This window comes from Micromonospora haikouensis, assembly GCF_900091595.1.
GTDB lineage: Bacteria > Actinomycetota > Actinomycetes > Mycobacteriales > Micromonosporaceae > Micromonospora > Micromonospora haikouensis.
Window position 1 is genome coordinate 121,690 of the sequence record NZ_FMCW01000023.1, and the last position, 17,481, is coordinate 139,170.

The 17,481-nt window shown below is 73.3% G+C and carries 14 protein-coding genes; 4 read left to right on the plus strand and 10 right to left on the minus strand.

Annotated elements, in window-relative coordinates; genetic code table 11:
• Positions 1 to 59 precede the first annotated feature (59 nt).
• Complete coding sequence (locus tag GA0070558_RS22960) at positions 60 to 935, plus strand: peptidylprolyl isomerase (RefSeq protein WP_077939381.1); 876 nt, start codon at positions 60 to 62, stop codon at positions 933 to 935.
• 70 nt (positions 936 to 1,005) lie between these two features.
• Positions 1,006 to 1,845: a peptidylprolyl isomerase gene (locus GA0070558_RS22965; RefSeq protein WP_091283451.1), complete on the plus strand. Its 840-nt coding sequence runs from the start codon at positions 1,006 to 1,008 to the stop codon at positions 1,843 to 1,845.
• A gap of 82 nt (positions 1,846 to 1,927) precedes the next feature.
• Here the strand turns inward: GA0070558_RS22965 and GA0070558_RS22970 are convergent, their stop codons facing one another.
• The 8 genes from GA0070558_RS22970 to ruvC form a co-directional block, all read right to left on the minus strand.
• A complete protein-coding gene (locus GA0070558_RS22970) occupies positions 1,928 to 4,435 on the minus strand; it encodes a RelA/SpoT family protein (protein ID WP_439709627.1) in 2,508 nt (835 codons plus the stop codon).
• A 241-nt stretch (positions 4,436 to 4,676) separates the two neighbouring features.
• Entirely contained in the window at positions 4,677 to 5,243 is a 567-nt protein-coding gene (locus GA0070558_RS22975; RefSeq protein ID WP_077939378.1) for an adenine phosphoribosyltransferase, read from the minus strand.
• Positions 5,244 to 5,336: 93 nt separating this feature from the next.
• Complete coding sequence (gene secF / locus GA0070558_RS22980; RefSeq protein ID WP_043967891.1) at positions 5,337 to 6,524, minus strand: protein translocase subunit SecF; 1,188 nt, start codon at positions 6,522 to 6,524, stop codon at positions 5,337 to 5,339.
• A 1-nt stretch (position 6,525) separates the two neighbouring features.
• Positions 6,526 to 8,412: a protein translocase subunit SecD gene (secD, locus tag GA0070558_RS22985; RefSeq protein WP_091283458.1), complete on the minus strand. Its 1,887-nt coding sequence runs from the start codon at positions 8,410 to 8,412 to the stop codon at positions 6,526 to 6,528.
• Positions 8,413 to 8,659: 247 nt separating this feature from the next.
• Positions 8,660 to 9,004 (minus strand): preprotein translocase subunit YajC, encoded by a 345-nt coding sequence (gene yajC, locus GA0070558_RS22990; protein ID WP_091283460.1) that lies wholly within the window; start codon positions 9,002 to 9,004, stop codon positions 8,660 to 8,662.
• 139 nt (positions 9,005 to 9,143) lie between these two features.
• Positions 9,144 to 10,214, minus strand: a complete 1,071-nt coding sequence (gene ruvB / locus GA0070558_RS22995) for a Holliday junction branch migration DNA helicase RuvB (protein WP_077939374.1) — start codon at positions 10,212 to 10,214, stop codon at positions 9,144 to 9,146.
• Complete coding sequence (gene ruvA, locus GA0070558_RS23000) at positions 10,211 to 10,813, minus strand: Holliday junction branch migration protein RuvA (RefSeq protein ID WP_043967885.1); 603 nt, start codon at positions 10,811 to 10,813, stop codon at positions 10,211 to 10,213. The genes ruvB and ruvA overlap by 4 nt, the downstream gene beginning before the upstream one ends.
• Positions 10,810 to 11,337, minus strand: a complete 528-nt coding sequence (gene ruvC, locus GA0070558_RS23005) for a crossover junction endodeoxyribonuclease RuvC (protein WP_091283461.1) — start codon at positions 11,335 to 11,337, stop codon at positions 10,810 to 10,812. The genes ruvA and ruvC overlap by 4 nt, the downstream gene beginning before the upstream one ends.
• A 250-nt stretch (positions 11,338 to 11,587) precedes the next feature.
• Here ruvC and GA0070558_RS23010 point away from each other — a divergent pair, with 250 nt between their 5' ends.
• Together GA0070558_RS23010 and GA0070558_RS23015 are read left to right on the plus strand one after the other, a co-directional pair.
• A complete protein-coding gene (locus tag GA0070558_RS23010) occupies positions 11,588 to 12,370 on the plus strand; it encodes a 3-hydroxybutyrate dehydrogenase (protein ID WP_091283463.1) in 783 nt (260 codons plus the stop codon).
• 14 nt (positions 12,371 to 12,384) lie between these two features.
• Positions 12,385 to 14,304, plus strand: coding sequence for a helix-turn-helix domain-containing protein (locus tag GA0070558_RS23015; RefSeq protein ID WP_077939370.1), 1,920 nt, complete (start codon positions 12,385 to 12,387; stop codon positions 14,302 to 14,304).
• 64 nt (positions 14,305 to 14,368) lie between these two features.
• Here the strand turns inward: GA0070558_RS23015 and GA0070558_RS23020 are convergent, their stop codons facing one another.
• Together GA0070558_RS23020 and GA0070558_RS23025 are read right to left on the minus strand one after the other, a co-directional pair.
• Positions 14,369 to 14,977 (minus strand): TetR/AcrR family transcriptional regulator, encoded by a 609-nt coding sequence (locus GA0070558_RS23020; protein WP_077939369.1) that lies wholly within the window; start codon positions 14,975 to 14,977, stop codon positions 14,369 to 14,371.
• An 11-nt stretch (positions 14,978 to 14,988) separates the two neighbouring features.
• On the minus strand, positions 14,989 to 16,557 hold the full coding sequence (locus tag GA0070558_RS23025; RefSeq protein ID WP_091283464.1) for an MFS transporter: 1,569 nt from the start codon (positions 16,555 to 16,557) through the stop codon (positions 14,989 to 14,991).
• Positions 16,558 to 17,481: the final 924 nt, after the last annotated feature.

Here is a 17,481-nt window from a genome sequence, read left to right on the forward strand (position 1 = left end):
CCCGACGGGGCGCGACGCCGACCGCCGGTGACCATCAGGGTAGAGGAAGGGGAGCACGGGTGGCTTCCAGCAGGGACCGGCAGCGCAAACTGGCGCGGGCCAAGCTCGACCGGCAGCTGGCGCGACGGGCCGCCCGGACCAGACGCCGACGGCAGATCCAGGCCGGTGTCGGCGCCGCCGTGGTGCTCGTGCTGATCGTGGCCGGTTCGGCCTGGGCGCTGGGCGCCTTCGACGACGACCCGAAGCAGGACACGGCCGCCGAGGACGTCTGCCTCTGGACGCCGCAGGACGCCACCGCGAACACCAACCTCAAGGACGTGGGCACCCCGGCCACCCAGGGCCTGCCGACCTCCGGCACCCGGGCACTGACCGTCACCACCAACCAGGGCGCCCCGATCACCGCCGAGCTGGACCTCGCGTCGGCCCCGTGCGCCGGGGCGAGCATCGCCCACCTGGCGAGCAAGGGCTTCTACGACAACACGAAGTGCCACGAGATCACCTCCGAGGGCGCGCTGCGCTGCGGCGACCCGAGCGGCACCGGGCTGGGCGGCCCGACGTACTCGTTCTACGACGAGAACGTCCCGGTGGCCCCCGAGGCCAGCCCGTCGGCGAGCCCCGCGCCCGACCAGCCCCCGGCGTACCCGAAGGGCACGGTGGCGATGGTCGCCAACCCGCCGGGCGCCAACGGCAGCCAGTTCCTGATCTTCTTCAAGGACTTCGACCCGGACAAGCCGGCCTACCCGGTGATCGGGAAGGTCACCGGCGGCCTGGACGTGGTCACGAAGATCGGTGCCCTGCAGACCGTGGACAATGGGAGCGGAGCCAAGGTCAAGCCGAAGACCGACGTGGTGATCCAGAGTCTCACCGTCGGCGAGCCGACGACCGCGCCGGCCCCGGCCCCCAGCGGCGCGTCGGCCAGCCCCAGCGCCGGCTGACCCGGCTCCCCCACACCCCACAGCCTTTTGCGGCACCGGCCGCGCCCGAGACAGTCCAGGAGGATCGACCGTGACGTCCACCAGAGAGCGGCAGCGCGCGGCGGCGCGCGCCCGGCTCGAGCGGGAGATGGCCGAGCGCGCGGCCAGGGCCCGCAAGCGCCGGCAGACGCAGGCGATCGTCGGGGCCGGGGCGGCCCTGCTGCTCGTGGTCGCCGGCACCGTCTGGCTCGCCGCCAGCATCGGCGGCGACGACGACAAGAAGCAGGACACCGCCGCCGCCCCCGGCTTCGTGCAGTGCGCCTGGACCGAGGTCCCCAAGGAGCAGCGGACCAAGGAGATCAAGGACGTCGGGCTGCCGGCCGCCCAGCAACCGAACACGGGCACCCAGACCCTGACGTTCGACACCAACCTGGGCCCGATCACCGCCAAGGTCGACCGGGCGGCCGCGCCGTGCACCGCCGCGAGCTTCACCCACCTGGCGAGCAAGAACTTCCTCGACAACACCAAGTGCCACCGCCTGGTCACCGAGGGCATCAAGGTGCTCCAGTGCGGCGACCCGAGCGCCACCGGCAAGGGCTGGCGGGACACCGACGGCACCGGCGGCCCGAGCTACCGGATGGCCGAGGAGAACCTGCCGACCGACAAGCGCCCGCCGTACCCGGAGGGGGTCATCGCGATGGCCAACTCGGGGCAGCCGGGCAGCACGGGCAGCCAGTTCTTCATCGTCTACGGCGACTCGCCGCTGGACGCGAACTACACCGTCCTGGGCACCATCACCGGCGGGATGGACATCGTCAAGGACGTCGCGAAGGCCGGAGACGACGGCGCGTACGCCCAGCAGGCCGGCGGCGGCCACCCCAAGAAGGAGGTCGTCATCAAGAAGATGACGATGAGCGAGGCGCAGGGCTGACCGCCCGCCCCACCCCGCACGACGAAGCGCCCGCCGGTCACCACCGGCGGGCGCTGTCGTGTCCGGGGCCCTGCTGAGCGGCTCAGGACCCCGAGGTGACCCGGTAGGCGTCGAACACCCCGTCGACCTTGCGGACGGCGGCCAGCAGGTGCCCCAGGTGCTTCGGGTCGGCCATCTCGAAGCTGAACCGGCTCACCGCCACCCGGTCGCGGGTGGTGGTGACCGTCGCGGAGAGGATGTTGACCCGCTCCTCGGAGAGCACCCGGGTGACGTCCGCGAGGAGCTTGTGCCGGTCGAGGGCCTCGACCTGGATGGCCACCAGGAACGTGGAGGCGGAGGTGAGCTTCCAGCTGACCTCGACCACCCGCTCGGCCTGGGCCCGCAGGTCCTCGGCGTTGGCGCAGTCGTCGCGGTGCACGCTGACCCCGCCGGAGCGGGTGACGAACCCGAAGACCGAGTCGGGCGGCACCGGGGTGCAGCAGCGGGCCAGCTTGATCCACACGTCGCTGACGCCCCGCACCACCACACCCGGGTCGGCGCTGCTCTGCCGGCTGCGCGGCGGCCGGGTGGCCACGGCGGTCTCGGCGATGTCCTCCGCCGCGCCCTCCTCGCCCCCGTAGGCGGCCATCAGCTTCTGCACCACCGACTGCGCGGAGACCTGGCTGTCGCCGACCGCCGCGTACAGCGACGCCACGTCGGCCAGGTGCAGATCCCGCGCGATGGCCATCAGCGCGTCGGAGGTGAGCATCCGCTGCAACGGCATGCCCTGCTTGCGCATCGCCTTGACGATCGCGTCCTTGCCGGCCTCGATCGCCTCCTCGCGCCGCTCCTTGTTGAAGTATTGCCGGATCTTCGTGCGCGCCCGGGGGCTCTTCACGAAGCCCAGCCAGTCCTGCGTCGGCCCGGCCGTGTCCGACTTCGACGTGAAGATCTCGATCACGTCGCCGTTGGACAGCGTCGACTCCAACGGCACCAGCTTGCCGTTGACCCGCGCCCCGATGCACTTGTGCCCGACCTCGGTGTGCACCGCGTACGCGAAGTCCACCGGCGTCGACCCCGTCGGCAGCGGGATGACGTCACCCTTGGGGGTGAAGACGTACACCTCCTGACTCGACAGGTCGAACCGCAACGCGTCGAGGAACTCGCTCGGGTCGGCGGCCTCCCGCTGCCAGTCCAGCAGCTGCCGCAGCCACGTCATCTCGTCGATGTGCGCGGGCGGGCCGACGATCTGGGTGCCCTTGTGCTCCTTGTACTTCCAGTGGGCGGCGATGCCGAACTCGGCGGTGCGGTGCATCGCGTACGTGCGGATCTGCATCTCCACCGGCTTGCCGGTGGGCCCGATGACCGTCGTGTGCAGCGACTGGTACATGTTGAACTTGGGCATCGCGATGTAGTCCTTGAACCGGCCCGGCACGGGCTGCCAGTTCGCGTGGATCACGCCCAGCGCGGCGTAGCAGTCGCGCACCGTGTCGACCAGGATCCGCACCCCGACCAGGTCGTAGATGTCGTTGAAGTCGCGGCCCCGCACGATCATCTTCTGGTAGATCGAGTAGAGGTGCTTCGGCCGGCCCGTCGTCTCCGCCTTGATCTTGGCGGCCTTCAGGTCGGTGCCCACCTTCTGCGTCACCTGACGCAGCAGCGACTCCCGCTGCGGCTGGTGCTCCCCGATCAGGCGCAGGATCTCCTCGTACCGCTTCGGGAACAGCGTGCCGAAGGCGAGGTCCTCCAGCTCCCACTTGATCGTGTTCATGCCGAGGCGGTGCGCCAGCGGCGCCAGGATCTCCAGCGTCTCCTTCGCCTTCTGCTCCCGCTTCGGCGCGGGCAGGAAGGAGAGGGTGCGCATGTTGTGCAGCCGGTCGGCCAGCTTGATCACCAGGACCCGCGGGTCCTTCGCCATCGCCACGACCATCTTGCGGATCGTCTCCGCCTTCGCGGCGTCGCCGAGCTTGACCTTGTCGAGCTTGGTCACCCCGTCGACGAGCAGGGTCACCTCGGGGCCGAAGTCGACCTTCATCTGGTCGAGGGTGTATTCGGTGTCCTCGATCGTGTCGTGCAGCAGCGCGGCGACCAGCGTCGTGGTGTCCATGCCCAGGTTGGCCAGGATGGTGGCCACCGCGAGCGGATGGGTGATGTACGGGTCGCCGGACTTGCGGTATTGACCGGAGTGCCAGCGGTTGGCGGTGTCGAACGCGGTCTGGATCAGCTTCGCGTCGGCCTTCGGGTGGTTCTCCCGGTGGCTGGAGATCAGCGGCTCCAGCACCTCGCTGACCTGCGAGGTTTGCCAGGGCGCGTTGAACCGGGCCAGCCTCGCCCGCACCCGCCGCCCGGTGGGCGCGTTGGAGAGGGCGAAGCCGCCGCTCGGCGACGGATCGCCGGTGAGCTGCGACGGATCGTCGGCGGCGTCGGCCGGGAACAACGACGCCCCGGCACCCGCCGCCGCGCCGTCGGCGGACCCGGAGCCCGCGCCGTTCCCACCCGCCACGGCCAGGGCGTCAGCGCCCCGATCGGTCACCGAACCGTCAGCGTCGCCTGTCGGGTGCACCGTGCCCTCCACCGGAGGGACGACATCGTGGGACACCGGCCTCCTCACCGCTCGCCGGGGATGCGCCGACCGTCCGGCCGGCCTGGTCTCACGCCGCCCGGACGGTCACCCGCCCGGTCAGCAATGGGCAATGCTACCCGCACGCACGGTGCCCCGCCGCTCCGCCGGACGGTCCCCACCGGGTCCGCCCGGCGGCCGGGGCCACCAATCGGGCACCGGGGCACGAACAGGCACTGCGCACGCCGCGCCCCGGGTCGTCGGTGCCGGGGCGAGGGGCGGCCCGGACGGCTCACACGCTCAGCAGGGCGTGCACGGGGCGCGGGGCGAGCCGCTTGCGCCCGCCGAGGAACCCCAGCTCCAGCAGCACCGTGAAGCCGGCCACCGTGCCGCCGGCCCGCTCCACCAGATCGAGGGTGGCCTCGGCGGTGCCGCCGGTGGCGAGCACGTCGTCGACCACCAGCACCCGGTGCCCGGCGGTGAACGCGTCCTCGTGCACCTCCAGCGTCGCCTCGCCGTACTCCAGGGCGTAGGAGGCCGAGTAGGCGGGGCGGGGCAGCTTGCCGGCCTTGCGCACCGGCACCACGCCCACCCCCGTCGCGTACGCGATGGCCGCCGCGACGACGAAGCCCCGGGCCTCGATGCCCACCACGGCGTCGAACGCGTCCCGCCCGTGGTACGCCACGATCCCGTCGACGACCTGCCGGAACACCTCGCCGTCGGCGAAGAGCGGCATCAGGTCCTTGAACATCACGCCCGGCTTCGGGAAGTCCGGCACGTCCAGCACGCGGCTGGCGACCAGCTCGGCGACCCGCGGGCCGCTGTCTCCCCGTACCCCGGCGCTGTGCGTCTCCGTCACGGCGGCCCGTCTCCCTTCATGGCCGACGGCGTCCCGCACGCTGCTCGCACAGCCTGCGGGACGCCGTCGGAACGTGTTCACCGGTGTGGCCGATCAGCGCCGCTTGGCGCCGCCCGGCCGGTTGCCGCCGCCACCGGCGGGGCGACCGCCCCGGGCGCCGGTCGCGCGCTTGCCGGCGGGCCGGGCGCCCACCTTCGGGGCGGCCCCGGCCAGGGCCGCGTCGGCGTCGACGGGCTCGTCGGCGTCGGCGGCCGGGCGCGCCGCGCCCTTCGGGGTGATCTCGCCCCGGGCGAGGGCGGTCCGCCGGGCCAGGACCCGCTTGTTGTGCGCCTGGATCCGCGGCTCGTAGTTCTTCAGCAGCACCAGCAGCGGGGTGGCCAGCAGGATGGAGGTCAGGAAGGCGACCGCCATGCCGACGAACAGCACCAGGCCGAGGTCCTTCAGCGTGCCCGCGCCCAGCAGGCCCGCGCCGATGAAGAGCAGGCCACCGACGGGCAGCAGCGCGACCACCGAGGTGTTCAGCGACCGCATGAGGCTCTGGTTGATGGCCAGATTGGCCGCCTCGCCGTACGTCTGGTTGTTGTTCGCCGTAATGCCCCGGGTGTTCTCCTGCACCTTGTCGAAGACCACCACCACGTCGTAGAGCGCGAAGCCCAGGATCGTGAGGAACCCGATGATCGTCGACGGGGTGACCTCGAAGCCGACCAGCGAGTAGATGCCGGCGGTGAGGATCAGGTTCATGAACAGCGAGGAGACGGCGGCGGCCGCCATCCGCCACTCGAACCGCAGGACCAGATAGACCGTCACCAGCAGGACGAAGATCACCAGACCGAGCAGCGCCCGGGAGGTGACCTGGCTGCCCCACGCCTCGCTGACCTGGTTGCCGCTGATCTGGTCGGGCTGGATGCCGAACGCGCGGGCCATCTCGGCCTTCGCCGCGTTGGCCTGCTCGGCGTTGAGCTGCGTGGTGCGCATCTCGTAGAAGTCGCCGCCGGTGCCGCCGACCTTCTGCGCGGTCACCACCTCGGCGCCGGCCGCAGTGCTCGCCAGCGCCGTGTCGACCGTCTTCTCGGCGTCGTCGAGGGTGCCGACGCTGGCCGGCACCTGGAACGAGTTGCCGCCGGCGAACTCGATGCCCAGGGTGAAACCGCGCAGGGCGAAGCTGAGCACGGCGACGAGGATCAGCGCCCCGGCCACACCGAACCACAGCTTGCGCCGGCCGATGACGTCGAGGCCGGCCTCGCCCGCGTAGAGGCGGCTCGCCAAACCAGTCTTAGCCATCTCAGGCCTCCTTGACGCGCGAGGTGCGGGTGGCCTGCTCGCTCCGCGCGGGCGGAAGGATCCGGCCGAGACCGCTGACCCGCGGGGACAGGAACGCCCGGGTCCGGGCGAACATCGTCATGATCGGGTGACGGAACAGGAAGACCACGACCAGGTCGAGCACCGTGGCCAGGCCGAGCGCGAAGGCGAAGCCCTTCACCGCGCCGACCGAGACGATGTAGAGCACCACGGCCGACATGATGGTGATGGCGTTGGCCGAGATGATCGTCCGGCGGGCCCGGGTCCACGCCCGGGGCACCGCGCTGCGCGGGCTGCGCCCCTCCCGGATCTCGTCCTTGAGCCGCTCGAAGTAGATGACGAACGAGTCCGCCGCCACACCGAGTGAGACGATCATGCCGGCGATGCCGGCGAGCGTGAGGGTGAAGCCGATCTGCCGCCCCAGGAAGACCAGCGCGCCGAAGACCAGCAGACCCGACAGCACCAGGCTCAGGAAGATGACCGAGCCGAGCAGCCGGTAGTAGAAGAACGAGTAGATGATGACCAGCAGCATGCCGATGCCGGCGGCGAGCAGGCCCGCGCGCAGGTGGCTCGCGCCGAGGGTCGCGGTGACGTTCTGCTGCTCCTGCGCCTCGAAGGTCACCGGCAGCGCGCCGTAGCGCAGCTGGCCGGCCAGGGCGTTGGCCGTCTTGTTGTCGAAGCTGCCGGTGATCTGCGAGTCACCGGTGAGCACGCCCTGGATCTCCGGCGAGGAGACGACCTTGTTGTCCAGCACCACGGCGACCCGGCACTTGCCGTCCTGGCCCAGCGCGGTCTGGTCACATGCCTGGCCCTCGTTGTTGAACGCCTCGCGGGTCAGGTTGGTCCACTTCTCCTGGCCCGCGCCCTTGAAGTCGAGGCTCACCACCCAGGAGCTGGTCTGGTCGAGCACCGCGTTGGCGTCGCCGACGTCGGTGCCGAGCACCTTCGCCACGTCCAGCAGGTATTTCTGGACGCCGTCCTCGCAGGCGACCGCCTTCTGCTTCTCGTCCTTGATCGACGCCGGGGGGCGCTGGTCGAGCTGCGCGCAGGTGATCATCGGCACGTTGAACTGCATCTCGGCCGGCAGCACGGCGACCTCGCGCGGGCTGAGCGCGCCGAACGGCTTGAGCTTGTCGGCCAGCGACGGGTCGGCGGTCAGGTCGGCCGGGGCCTGCAGGCCGCTCGCGGCCTGCCAGGCGGCGGCGCCGACCTTCTGCTCGACGGCCTTGCGCTGCTCCTCGACGCCCGCCGGCACCGGCTCGGCGCTGGCGCTCGCCGACGGCGCGGCGCTCGCCGAGGGCGACGGGGTGGCGCTGGCGCTCGGGGCCGGCGCCCCGCCGCCCTGGCCGCCCGCGCTCGGCGACGCGGTGGCCTTCGCGCCGGACGGCGACGCGCTGCCCGACGGCTTGGCGCTGCCGGACGGCTTCGGCGACGCGCTGCCGGACGGGGCCGGCGTCGGGGTGGGCGCGGGGGCCGCCGCCGCGCCGCTGCCGTCGGCGGCCTTGAGCACCTTGCGGAAGCGCAGCTCGGCCGCGCTGCCGACGTCGGTGAGGTCGCGGTTCTCGCCGGGCAGGGAGATGACGATGTTCCGGTTGCCCTCGGTGACCACCTCGGCCTCGGCCACGCCGTAGGCGTTGACCCGGTTCTCGATGATCTGGCGGGCCTCTTCGAGGTTCTCCGCCGTCGGGGGCTTGCCGTCGAGGCTGTTCGTCGCCTCCAGCGTCATCCGGGTGCCGCCGACCAGGTCCAGGCCGAGCCGGGGCTCCAGCCGGTCCTTGAAGCCACCACTGGCGCCGCCCGAGAAGAACACCAAGAGATAGAGGACGACGAAGATGAGCCCGAGCACGGCGAGCTGCCGTCCGGGCCGCATCTGTCCCTGAGGTGGTGGTGCCACGGCTGTCTGTCTCCCTGTTACGGTCGCACCGCCCTAGGCGGCGGCACGAGGGTCGGGCCGGGGGTCCCGGCGACGGGTGTCCGGGCCGGCGACCCGACGTCGACACGGCTGCCCACGGCCGTCGCGGGGGCGGCGGCCGGCAGCGCTCACGCGTCGGCGTCGGGCGTGGGCCCAACTATCCAGTTTTATCGCTGTCTCCGCTGCCCCGTCCCCGGGACGACGGTCACTCCTTGACGGTCTCGGCGTCCTCGGTGGCCTCGGTCGACTCGGCCCGCTCGGCCTGACTGACGACGCGGGCGATGGCCGGACGGGCATACCGGGTCTGCACGCCGGGGGCGACCTCGAGCAGGACGGTCTCGTCGTCCACGCCGGTGACCGTGCCGTAGAGACCGCCGATGGTGACCACCTCGTCGCCGGGACCGAGGGTGGACTGCATCCGCTCCGCCTCGCGGCGGCGCTTCTGCTGGGGGCGGATCATCATGAAGTACATGACGCCGAAGAGCAGGGCGATCATGAGGATCGGCGTGAGACCGCCGGCTCCCCCGCCACCCGCTGCTGCGTAAAGCACGGTTACTGACCTTCCGATTGGCCTCCGGCTCGGCACGAGGGGCACCGGAGCGGAGGCGGATTCTCACGTCCTGTACAGACCGCGGCGAGTCTAGTCCCTGCACCTGGGAACGCCGAATGCGGCACAGATCACGAACGGATCACGGCTCATCGGGCGCGGCGGAGAACAGATCGGGCGCGGGAGGGGCACCGGTGCCAAATGTACCATTCGGTGGGGTACGACCCAGATGACGCCAGGCCGCCTCGGTGGCCACCCGCCCCCGGGGCGTACGCGCGAGCAGCCCGGCCCGCACCAGGAACGGCTCGCACACCTCCTCGACGGTGTCCGGCTGCTCCCCCACCGCCACGGCCAGCGTCGACAGGCCCACCGGGCCGCCCCGGAACGAGTCGACCAGCGCGGTGACCACCGCCCGGTCCAGCCGGTCCAGCCCGAGCGCGTCGACGTCGTACACCGTCAGGGCCGCCCGGGCCGTCTCCAGCGTGACCGTGCCGTCGGCCCGGACCTCGGCGAAGTCGCGCACCCGGCGCAGCAGCCGGTTGGCGATGCGGGGGGTGCCCCGGGACCGGCCGGCGATCTCGGCGGCCCCGTCGTCGGTGATCGGCACCCCGAGGATGCGCGCCGAGCGGCGCAGCAGCACCTCCAGGTCGGCCGGGGAGTAGAAGTCGAGGTGCGCGACGAAGCCGAAGCGGTCCCGCATCGGCCCGGTCAGCAGGCCCGACCGGGTGGTCGCCCCGACCAGGGTGAACGGCTCGACGTCCAGCGGGATGGCGGTGGCCCCCGGCCCCTTGCCGACGATCACGTCGACCCGGAAGTCCTCCATCGCGCTGTAGAGCAGCTCCTCCGCCGGCTTGGCGATCCGGTGGATCTCGTCGATGAACAGCACGTCACCCTCGGTGAGGCTGGTCAGGATCGCCGCGAGGTCGCCGGAGCGCTCGATGGCCGGGCCGCTGGTCACCCGGATGCCGGAGCCCAGCTCGGCCGCCACGATGTTGGCCAGCGTCGTCTTACCCAAGCCAGGCGGCCCCGACAACAGGATGTGGTCGGGCGGGGAGCCGCGCCGCATCGCGCTGCGCAGCAGCAGGTCGAGCTGCTCGCGGACCCGGTGCTGGGCGATGAACTCCTCCAGCCGCTTCGGCCGGACGCTGGCCTCGGCGTCACGCTCCGCGTCGTTGACGTACGCGGAGACGAGGTTGCCGTCGGGCCCCGTCATCGGGTGCGGCCGAGCAGGCGGATGGCCTGCTTGAGCAGGACCGGCACGGGCGGCGGCGGGCCGTCGACGGTCTCCGCGACCGCGGCCACCGCCTGGTCGGCCTGGCCCGCCGTCCAGCCGAGACCCACCAGCGCCTGGCGGACCTGCTCGGGCCAGGCGCCCCCGGTCACGCCGGCCGCCCCGTCGGCACCCACCGGCACCGGGCCGATCCGGTCCCGCAGCTCCAGCACCAGGCGCTCGGCGCCCTTCTTGCCGATGCCCGGCACCCGGGTCAGCGCGGCGGTGTCGGCGTTGGCGATGGCCTTGCGCACCGCGTCGGGGGTGTGCACGGCGAGCACCGCCTGGGCCAGCCGGGGCCCCACCCCGCTCGCGGTCTGGAGCAGCTCGAACAGCTGCTTGGCGTCGTCGTCGGCGAAGCCGTAGAGGGTGAGCGAGTCCTCCCGGACCACCAGGCTGGTGGCCAGCCGGGCCGGCTGGCCGACCCGCAGGTCGGCGAGCGTGCCGGGCGCGCAGTGCACCGCCAGGCCCACCCCGCCGACCTCCACCACCGCGTGGTCCGGGCCGGTCGCGGTCACCGTCCCGCGCACACTGGCGATCATCGTGCTCCTCCTCGTCGTGCCCGGTCGGCCGCCTCGGCCAGCTTCGAGCGGGTGCCGCCGCGCCAGACGTGGCAGATGGCCAGGGCCAGGGCGTCGGCGGCGTCGGCCGGCTTCGGCGGCTCGGGCAGCCGCAGCAGCCGGGTCACCATGGTCGTCATCTGCGCCTTGTCGGCCTGGCCGGAGCCGGTGATGGCGGCCTTGACCTCGCTCGGGGTGTAGGTCTGCACGGGCAGCCCGGCGCGCGCGCCGGCCAGCACGGCGATCCCGCTGGCCTGGGCGGTGCCCATCACGGTGCGCACGTTGTGCTGGCTGAACACCCGCTCGACGGCGACGGCGTCCGGCCGGTGCTCGGCGACGAGGTCGGTGAGCGAGCGGTCCAGGTGCAGCAGGCGCAGCGGCAGGTCGTCGCCCGGGTCGGTGTAGACGACGTAGTAGGCGACCAGGGTGCAGGGCCGGCCCGGCACGCCCTCGACCACGCCGACCCCGCACCGGGTCAGCCCCGGGTCGACGCCGAGCACGCGCACGCCACCTCCTCCCCACCACGTCGGCAGTACGTGTGTTCGACACCCTACTGGGCGGCCCCGACAGCCGGCTGCGGGGACACGCCGCCGGAGAGCAGGGGGCAGCCCGCCGAGGGGCCGGGGGCGGGCCGGGGGTCAGGCCGGGAGGCGGGCCGCCGACGGGCCGGGGGGCGTGGCGGCACACAGCCGGGGTGTCGAGTATGTGCCATCGCCCCATGTGCCCCCGGCCACCCAGCTCGTAGCTTTGTGCGCCATGACGGCAGAACCCGTGGCGGGCCCCCACGTCGTACACGTCGACCTGGCCGGTCGGACCGCGCTGGTGACCGGCGGTGGCGGCGGCATCGGCCGGGCCTGCGCCCTGCGGCTCGCGGCGGCCGGGGCCCGCGTGCTGGTCCTCGACCGCGACGCGGACGCGGCCGAGGAGGTCGCCGCGCTGGCCGGCGGCCGGGCCGTGCGGGTGGACCTGGCCGACCCGGCGGAGGTGGACCGGCTCGACGCCGACGTGGACATCGTCGTCAACAACGCCGGCCTGCAGCACGTCGCGCCGGTGCCGGACTTCCCGCCCGAGCGGTTCGCCTACATCCACCGGGTGATGGTGGAGGCGCCGTTCCGGATCGTGCGCCGGGCGCTGCCGCACATGTACGCCCGGGGCTGGGGGCGGATCGTCAACATCTCCTCCGTGCACGGGCTGCGGGCCTCGCCGTACAAGTCGGCGTACGTGTCGGCGAAGCACGCCCTGGAGGGGCTGTCGAAGGTGGTCGCGCTGGAGGGCGCGGCGCACGGGGTCACCGCCAACTGCATCAACCCGGCGTACGTGCGCACGGCGCTGGTGCAGGACCAGATCGCCGACCAGGCCGCCACCCACGGCATCGGCGAGACCGAGGTGGTGGAGAAGATCATGCTGGCCCGGGCGGCGATCAAGCGGCTCATCGAGCCGGAGGAGGTCGCGGAGCTGCTGGCGTACCTGTGCGCGCCGCCGGCCGCGTTCATCACCGGCGCGTCCATCGCCCTCGACGGGGGCTGGACGGCGAACTAGTGGCCTCGCGCACAATGTCGGTCATGTCGTCGCCGGTGGAGTTCCTGGAACTGCTCGCCCGGGAGGCCGCCGCGGTGGAGTTCGAGGGCCCGCTGGTGGCGGCCCGCGCGGCCGGCGCGCCCCCCGACCGGCTCGCCGAGCTGGAGCAGGCGAAGGTGGTCGCGCTGCGGGTCCGGGCCCTGCTGGAGCGCCGGCGGCGCCGGGAGAGCGAGCTGTCCGGCCTGTACGACACCGCGAGCGACCTGGCCGGCCTGCGCGACCTCGACGCCGTGCTGCGGGCGATCGTGCACCGGGCCCGCCACCTGCTCGGCGCGGACGTGGCGTACATGACGCTCGACGACGACGAGCGCGGCGACACGTACATGCGGGTCACCGACGGGTCGATCTCGGCGCGGTTCCAGCGGCTGCGGCTGCCGATGGGCGCGGGCCTGGGCGGCCTGGTGGCCCAGTCCGGCACCCCGTACGTCACCGCGAACTACCCCGAGGACGAACGCTTCCACCACACCGGGGAGATCGACGCCGGGGTGGGCGAGGAGGGCCTGGTGGCGATCCTCGGCGTGCCGCTGCGGCTCGGCTCCACCTCCATCGGCGTGCTGTACGCGGCCAACCGCTCCGCCCGGCCGTTCGCCCGGGAGGAGGTGTCGCTGCTGGTGTCCCTCGCGGCGCACGCGGCGGTCGCGATCGACACGGCGCGGCTGCTGGCCGAGACCCAGGCCGCGCTGGCGGAGCTGTCGGCGGCCAACACCACCATCCGGGCGCACAGCAGCTCCGTCGAGCGGGCGGCGGCGGCGCACGACCGGATGACGGCGCTGGTGCTGCGCGGCGGCGGGGTCGAGGACGTGGCGTCCGCCGTCACCGACGTGCTCGGCGGGGCGCTGCTGGCGCTCGACGCCCACGGGCGGCGGCTCGCCCGGGTCGGTCAGATCGACGAGCCGGACCGGGCGGACTTGGTGGAGGCGGTCGCGGCGTCACGGACCGAGGGGCGCAGCGTCCGCCGGGGCCCCTTCTGGTATGCGGCCGTGGTCGCCGGCACGGAGAACCTGGGCGCGCTGGTGCTGCGCCCCGACGGCGAACTGGTCGACGCCGACCAGCGCATCCTGGAGCGGGCGGCGCTGGTGACCGCGCTGCTGCTGCTGTTCCGCCGCACCGTGGCCGAGGCGGAGGGGCGGGTGCGGGGCGAGCTGCTCGACGACCTGATCGCCCGGCCGCTGGCCGACACCGACGCCCTGCGCACCCGGGCCCGCCGCCTCGGTGTCGACCTGGACGCCCCGCACGTGCTGGTGGCGGTCGGCGACGACGCGATCGCCGCGACGGGTTCCGCCCGGCAGCGGGCGCTCTCCTGGGCCACCACGTACGCCTCGACGCGCGGCGGCCTGGCGGCGGCGCGCGACGGCCGGGTGGTGCTGATGCTGCCCGGCCGGGACGCGGGCGGCGCGGCCCGCGCGGTGTCCCGGGACCTGTCCCGGGTGACCGGCCGGCCGGTCACCGCCGGGGCGAGCGGCCCGTCGACCGATCCCGCCTCGCTGGCGACGATCTTCCAGGAGGCGGACCGCTGCCTGACGGCGCTCGGCGCGCTGGGCCGCACCGGGCAGGGGGCGAGCACCGCCGAGCTGGGCTTCGTCGGGCTGCTGCTGGGCGCGGTGGGCGACCGGGGCGACGGGGACGTGGCCCGGTTCATCGCCACCACCGTCGGGCCGGTGGTGGACTACGACGCCCGGCGGGGCACCGCGCTGGTGAAGACCCTGGAGGCGTACTTCGGGGTGGGCGGCAGCCTGGCCCGGGCTGCCGAGCTGCTGCACGTGCACGTCAACACGGTGACCCAGCGGCTGGAACGGGTCGGCCAGCTGCTCGGCCCCGACTGGCAGAAGCCCGGCCGGGCCCTGGAGGTGCAGCTCGCGCTGCGCCTGCACCGGCTCCGCGAGCCGGCGCCCTGACGGTTCGGGGCGCCACGCCGCCGACCGGCGCGGGGCGACGGCTCGCCGACCGGGGCGGGGTGCGTCAGCGGGCCCGGATGCCGTCCAGGACGCCGTCGACGATCCGGTCCGGGAGCAGGACGTCGTCCAGCTCGGGGTGCCAGCGCAGCATCCGCTGCATCAGCATCGGCCCGGTGAGCAGCGCCATCGCCACCTCGATGTCGAGGTCGGCCCGCAGCTCGCCGAGGCGTACCCCCCGGCGGAGCACCTCGCGCATCAGCTGCCGGCGGGGCGCGATGATGTTCTGGTAGAGCCGGAAGTGGTCGGGGCTGCGGTTCACCTCCGGCACGAGGCAGGGCATGATCTTCGCGGCGCGCGGGTCGATGTTGTGCCCGACCGCGCCGACCAGCAGCACCAGGTCGTCCCGCACGGAGTGGCCCGCCGGATTCGGCAGCACGCCCTTGAGCCGGCGCAGCGCGTCCAGCAGCAGCGCGTCCTTGCCCGGCCAGCGGCGGTAGATGGTGGCCTTGCCGACGCCGGCGCGGGCCGCGATCGCCTCGATGGTGAGCGCCTCGATCGTGCTGCCCTCCGCGAGCAGGTCGAGGGTGGCCTCCACGATCGCCTCGTCCGCGCGGCTGCTCCGCGGTCGCCCGGGCGACCGCGGAGCCTCGGCGGCGGAAGTCATGTCCGACATTGTTCCCGGGCCTACGCTGTTCCGGCCAACTCGGGTTCACTCGCCGCCGGCGCGCCGGCCGCCCGGTCGAGGGCCCGGCCGGGCATCCAGCGCAGCACGACCACGAAGCCGAGCACGGCGACCGCCGCGGAGAGCGCCGCGGCCCAGTGCATCGCCGAGACGAAGGCGTCGTTGGCGGCCGTGACCAGGGCCGGCCCGGTCGGACCGAGCTGCCCGGCCGCCGCGTACGCGCCGGAGATCGACTCGCTCGCCGCCTCGTGCGCCCCCGCCGGCAGGCCCCGCAGGGCCGGGGCGACGTCGTCCCGGTACACCGCGGACAGCACCGAGCCGAGCACGGCCACGCCGAGGGCGCCGGCGACCTGGCGCACGGTGTTGCTGACCGCCGACCCGACGCCGGCCTTCTCCCGGGGCAGCGCCGACATGATCGACTCGGTGGCCGGCGGCATGATGTTGGCCATGCCGATGCCCTGGAGGAGGAAGACCACCAGGACCACCCAGATCGGCGTACCCGCGTCGATGAACGCGAACGCCGCGAGGGCCACGCTGGTCAGCGCCAGCCCGACGGCCGCGACGGCCCGGCCCCCGTACCGGCGGACCATCGCCGCGCTGCGCGGGGCGAAGACGAGCTGGGCGGCGGCGAAGGGCAGGAAGAGCAGGCCGGTCTGCAGCGGGGTGTAGCCGCGGACCAGTTGCAGGTAGAACGAGCTGAAGAACATCACGCCCATGGCGGCGAAGAAGACCAGCCCGACCAGCGCCACCGGGGCCGCGAAGCGGGGCACCCGGAACAGCCGGACATCCAGCGACGGGTGGTCGCTGCGCAACTCCAGCAGCACGAAGCAGGCCAGCACGGCCAGGCCGCCGAGGATCGACACCCAGACCAGGGGCCGGTCGAAGCCGTGCTCGCCGCCGTCGATGATGCCGTAGGTCAGGGCGACCAGGCCCACCACCGACAGCAGCACGCCGGGCACGTCGACCCGCCCCGGGTCGGGGTCGCGGGACTCGGGCACCAGCAGTGCGACCAGGACCACGCCGACCGCGACCACCGGCACGTTGATCAGGAAGACCGAGCCCCACCAGTAGTGTTCCAGCAGCGCGCCGCCGAGGATCGGGCCGATCGCCACGGCGAGGCCGACCGCGCCGGCCCACACGCCGATCGCCCGGCCGCGCTCCCGAGGGTCGAAGACGTTGGAGATGATCGACAGGGTCACCGGCATGATCGCCGCCCCGCCGACGCCCATCAGCGCGCGGGCGCCGATGAGCTGGGCCGGGCTCTGCGCGTACGCCGACAGCAGCGACGACAGCCCGAACAGGACCAGCCCGACCAGCAGGAAACGCTTGCGCCCGGCGCGGTCGCCGAGCACGCCGAAGGTGAAGAGCAGACCCGCGAAGACCAGGGTGTACGAGTTGATCGCCCACTCCAGCTCGCCCTGGCTCGCGCCGAGGCCGTGCACCGGGTCGGCGAGGGTGCGCAGGGCGACGTTGAGGATGGTGTTGTCGAGGACGACGACGAGGAGGCTGATCACCAGCACCCCGAGGATCGCCCACCGCCTCGGATGTCCGGTGTTCTCGTGCGGTTGCATGGGCCGGTCCTCTCCCCCGGTTCGCCCGCCCCGCAAATACGATACGGGGCAGGCTCGTAACTCCGACGACGTTAGGCGAACCGTTTACGATACGGAACCGGATCGTATCGTTTGTGCGCCACGTCACGCATCACCCGGCACCCACCCCTGTTGATCGACTCCATGTCGGCGACGTGGCGACATCAACGCGCCGGGATACCCCCACCTGCCCGACATCCCACCCGCGACGGCCCGGCGGGGCGGTTTGTCCGACCCGGCGCCGTGGCATGAGGCGGCTTTGGCGTGGGGTGGGGCGGGAGTGACCGGCGGTCCCGGCCCGGGGCCGGGGCGGGCCGGGGGCGGGGCGGGCCGGGGGCGGGGCGGGCCGGGGCGGGCATGGCTGGGCTGATCGACTTCATGTCGGGCAGGTGGGGGTATCCCGCGTCGTTGATACCCCCATCTGCCCGACATCCCGTCACCCCTCCGCCGGAATGGGCGGATTGTCCGACCCGGTGGGGTGGCGTGGGGCGGGGTCGAGCCGGGCCGGGGTCGGGGTGGTGACGGGCGGCACCCTGCGGCCGGAATCCCGGCCGGGGCGGGGGCGTTACACCTGACGGACGACCGCAGCAGCACCCCGGATCCCCCCGGATCTGGCAGGACCAGCCCCCGCCACCCGAGTCATCCCCCCGGGAATGGGGGCCGGTCGCCGGTCGTTACACCTGGACCCGGCGCCGCAAGGCAGCCGCACCCCCTCCTCTTCTTCCCCCGTTGTTCGTTGTTCGGGCGCCTCGACGTGGTGCTCGCACACCCCCCGCCATCCCCCTCCGGCGGATGTGGGACGTGTGCCGACCCCCGGATAGGAGACACCCCCATGAACACGACCATCCTGCGTAAGAGCGTCCTCGGCATCGCCGGACTCGCGTTCGCCGGTGGCCTCGCCGCCGG

Coding starts and splice junctions, on each gene's coding strand:
- secF (WP_043967891.1), bottom strand. CDS start 6,524: ATGGCTAAGACTGGTTTGGCGAGCCGCCTCTACGCGGGCGAGGCCGGC.
- secD (WP_091283458.1), bottom strand. CDS start 8,412: ATGCGGCCCGGACGGCAGCTCGCCGTGCTCGGGCTCATCTTCGTCGTC.
- ruvB (WP_077939374.1), bottom strand. CDS start 10,214: ATGACGGGGCCCGACGGCAACCTCGTCTCCGCGTACGTCAACGACGCG.
- ruvA (WP_043967885.1), bottom strand. CDS start 10,813: ATGATCGCCAGTGTGCGCGGGACGGTGACCGCGACCGGCCCGGACCAC.
- GA0070558_RS23010 (WP_091283463.1), top strand. CDS start 11,588: ATGACGGCAGAACCCGTGGCGGGCCCCCACGTCGTACACGTCGACCTG.
- GA0070558_RS23015 (WP_077939370.1), top strand. CDS start 12,385: ATGTCGGTCATGTCGTCGCCGGTGGAGTTCCTGGAACTGCTCGCCCGG.
- GA0070558_RS23020 (WP_077939369.1), bottom strand. CDS start 14,977: ATGTCGGACATGACTTCCGCCGCCGAGGCTCCGCGGTCGCCCGGGCGA.
- GA0070558_RS23025 (WP_091283464.1), bottom strand. CDS start 16,557: ATGCAACCGCACGAGAACACCGGACATCCGAGGCGGTGGGCGATCCTC.